Source organism: Bacillus cereus group sp. BceL291, assembly GCF_051776705.1.
In the GTDB taxonomy this organism is placed as follows: Bacteria; Bacillota; Bacilli; order Bacillales; family Bacillaceae_G; genus Bacillus_A; species Bacillus_A cereus.
This window is the reverse complement of sequence record NZ_JBPWAP010000177.1, coordinates 1-3,300: the sequence shown is the minus strand read 5'-3', so window position 1 is coordinate 3,300 and position 3,300 is coordinate 1. Positions and strand designations below refer to the sequence as shown.

Here is a 3,300-nt window from a genome sequence, read left to right as displayed (position 1 = left end):
TTATGAAGACGTTTAGCCACTTCCTATCGAATCCAGTGGATTTATTTTCAAAATCCTCTAGCAATATTTTTTGAAAATGTCCCCTTGACTTTTCATAGTTGGTCTTTCAAAAAGAAGGTAAGAGCAGCTCCAATTAGTCCACCAATAATAAGGCGTAGGATCCAAGTTGTATTAGCACTGATTTTGTCTAATTGCTTATTAATATTAATAATGTCCTTTTCATTACCTGTCGTCCGCATTTCTAAACTTCTAATCTCTAATCGTATATCCTTAATATCTTGCCTTATTTCCTGAACATCACCCTTCACCTCTTGTAAACTATCCATTTTACCACCTCTTTCCCACTTCTTACTTGATTAAAAATAAAAAGCCACTCATAGAGTAGCTCTTTATTCTCATCGTATATTAAAATGTTCTTCTTTTACCCATGTGTTTTGTCCAATGTCAATATACCCATCTTTTCTTGCAAAAATTCCATATGGATAAGATCCATCTACATTTCCTTTATACTTTCCATTTGGACCATCATATGTGTTAATGCCATAACCTGCTGGATATTTTGAGTAAGCATGGAACCACTCTACTTCAAAGTGCTCTTCTTTCGCCCATGCTTCCCAACCTAGGCACAACATGTTTTCATTTCCACCATACCAAGCAGCATCTATAATTAAATATGGCATTTTTGTATTAATGACATTACCTGTGAACCAAGCATCTTTTCCAGGGCCACTATATAAATTGATACCCGATCCTTCTGGGTATTTAGACGTTGCAATTCCTAGTCCTTTTGGTTGTAGTGGTTTATTATTATCTTTGTTAAATGCTTTGTTTATCTTCTCAATGAATTGATCCAATCTTCCTTCATCGAGCATTCGGTGTGGGCAATGCTTTCCACTCCACGATTTATGTGTACGTACGTTACTAATCGGTATATTGAATTGTTTCATTAGCTGAGCAATAACAATTGCTGCATTATCTTCTGCTTTATAATATCTATCTCCACCGCTTAAAGAGTAACAAATTTCACCCCCGATAGATTTACGATTACCATTCCCGTTACCATCACCGGCATGCCAAGCATTACGATCAAACGGAATACCTTGCACTGCTTCTTTGTCGTCTACTGCAACATGAAACGACACTGAATTATTATTTCCAATCATATACGATATCTCATTTTCTGCTGATGCATCATTGTACGTATTATGTACTGTAATGAATTCTGGTGTCATTGTATTGGGACACTTTATACCATATTTACTTGGATCCACTAATTTTCTTCTAATTTCCATTACTGAACATCTCCTTTTTCTTTTATTTTTTATCATGTAAAATTCCATTGAATTATTAAGTCCATCTAGAAATTAAATGCTCATATATGCCGCATTTTATATAATGGGTTATAATCCTCATATTCAAAAAGGAAAAAGAGCAACCTTTTACATCAGTTGCTCTTTCAAAAATTAAACTCTATATTCCGCCCAGCATGTTACAGATATTACTCTCATCTCAAGAGGTATGATAACAAGTTTTTTCATTCTACTTAATACGTGCAGATTTAAAGATATTATCTTACATTAAAATGCTCTTCTTGTACCCATGTATTTTGTCCAATATCGATATAACCATCTTTTCTCGCAAAAACGCCATATGGATAAGATCCATCTACATTTCCTTTATAATTTCCATTTGGACCATCATATGTGTTAATGCCATAACCTGCTGGATATTTTGAATAAGCATGGAACCACTCTACTTCAAAGTGTTCTTCTTTCGCCCATGCTTCCCAACCTAGGCACAACATGTTTTCATTTCCACCATACCAAGCAGCATCTATAATTAAATATGGCATTTTTGTATTAATAACATTACCCGTGAACCAAGCATCTTTTCCAGGGCCACTATATAAATTGATACCTGATCCTTCTGGGTATTTAGACGTTGCAATTCCTAGTCCTTTTGGTTGTAGTGGTTTATTAGAAGGATCAGTTGTACCACCACCGTCCCCTTTTCCTAAGTAATCTAATGGATTCACAGCATTACTCTTATTAACGTTCCAAGACCCTTTATGCAATTCAAAATGCAAGTGTTGACCACTAGAATCACCTGTGTTCCCCATAATCCCAATAGTTTGTCCTTGTGTAACATAATCACCTTCTTTTACTGTTCGAGAACCACTACGCATATGGGCATATACCGTTTCCCATGTAATTCCATCAATAGTGTGCACAATCATAATACATTCACCATAACTGGATGAAACATAAGAACGACTAACTCGTCCGCTAGCCGCTGCATAAATTGGATGATAGCCCGATTCAGCAAGGTCTATCCCATGATGATCTGGTCTGCTCCCCCTAAAACCACTTGTTACTCTCGTTGTATCTGTTGGATAAATAAATTTTGCCATAATAACCTTCCTTTCTATTTATAAGTAATATAAAAAGGCACTTAAAAAAGTACCTTTTATAACATATTTTCTTAATGTTTAAATTTAATATTTATAATCAAAGAAAAAGAGATCCTTTGTTATTACCTTACATTAAAATGTTCTTCTTTTACCCATGTATTTTGTCCAATATCGATATAACCATCTTTTCTCGCAAAAACGCCATATGGATAAGATCCATCTACATTTCCTTTATAATTTCCATTTGGACCATCATATGTGTTAATACCATAACCTGCTGGATATTTTGAATAAGCATGGAACCACTCTACTTCAAAGTGTTCTTCTTTCGCCCATGCTTCCCAACCTAAGCAAAGCATATTTTCATTCCCACCATACCAAGCAGCATCTATAATTAAATATGGCATTTTTGTATTAATAACATTACCCGTGAACCAAGCATCTTTTCCAGGGCCACTATATAAATTGATACCCGATCCTTCTGGGTATTTAGACGTTGCAATTCCTAGTCCTTTTGGTTGTAATGGCTTATTATCACCGCCACCATTCCCTCCATCAAAATCTACATATTGCTTAACAATTTCAGAGTAGAAGAAATTCCCTCCATTTTTATATCGGTAACCACCATTATAGGCAACGGCAATAGGTTGACTATATTTCACCATAGCACCAGTCGTATTTCCAAGTGATGGCGCAACAACCGTTTTAGAATACAGATCTGCCACCGGTAATGAATGCTGTTTATTATTAGATGCTAACCAACGAAGGTAAGCTCGTCCAAATAGTGATAGGTAAGGTTTTGACATCATCTCCACCTTTTCCCCCACTTCACACCGTACGTGAGACTTTCACCTCATACGGCGCTCCATCTAATTCAATTGACCAACTTT

The 3,300-nt window shown here is 35.8% G+C and carries 3 protein-coding genes and 1 pseudogene; all 4 read right to left on the bottom strand.

Features of this window, described 5'->3' with window-relative positions; all coding sequences use genetic code 11:
- Positions 1 to 92: 92 nt before the first annotated feature.
- Positions 93 to 326: a hemolysin XhlA family protein gene (locus tag ACS2CR_RS33790; protein ID WP_438906153.1), complete on the bottom strand. Its 234-nt coding sequence runs from the start codon at positions 324 to 326 to the stop codon at positions 93 to 95.
- Positions 327 to 395: 69 nt separating this feature from the next.
- Positions 396 to 1,292 (bottom strand): N-acetylmuramoyl-L-alanine amidase, encoded by an 897-nt coding sequence (locus ACS2CR_RS33785; protein WP_153603115.1) that lies wholly within the window; start codon positions 1,290 to 1,292, stop codon positions 396 to 398.
- A 275-nt stretch (positions 1,293 to 1,567) separates the two neighbouring features.
- Complete coding sequence (locus tag ACS2CR_RS33780; RefSeq protein WP_144514407.1) at positions 1,568 to 2,410, bottom strand: M23 family metallopeptidase; 843 nt, start codon at positions 2,408 to 2,410, stop codon at positions 1,568 to 1,570.
- Positions 2,411 to 2,532: 122 nt separating this feature from the next.
- Positions 2,533 to 3,192: pseudogene (locus ACS2CR_RS33775) on the bottom strand (lysozyme family protein); the annotation flags it as partial.
- Positions 3,193 to 3,300: the final 108 nt, after the last annotated feature.

Coding starts and splice junctions, on each gene's coding strand:
- ACS2CR_RS33790 (WP_438906153.1), bottom strand. CDS start 326: ATGGATAGTTTACAAGAGGTGAAGGGTGATGTTCAGGAAATAAGGCAA.
- ACS2CR_RS33785 (WP_153603115.1), bottom strand. CDS start 1,292: ATGGAAATTAGAAGAAAATTAGTGGATCCAAGTAAATATGGTATAAAG.
- ACS2CR_RS33780 (WP_144514407.1), bottom strand. CDS start 2,410: ATGGCAAAATTTATTTATCCAACAGATACAACGAGAGTAACAAGTGGT.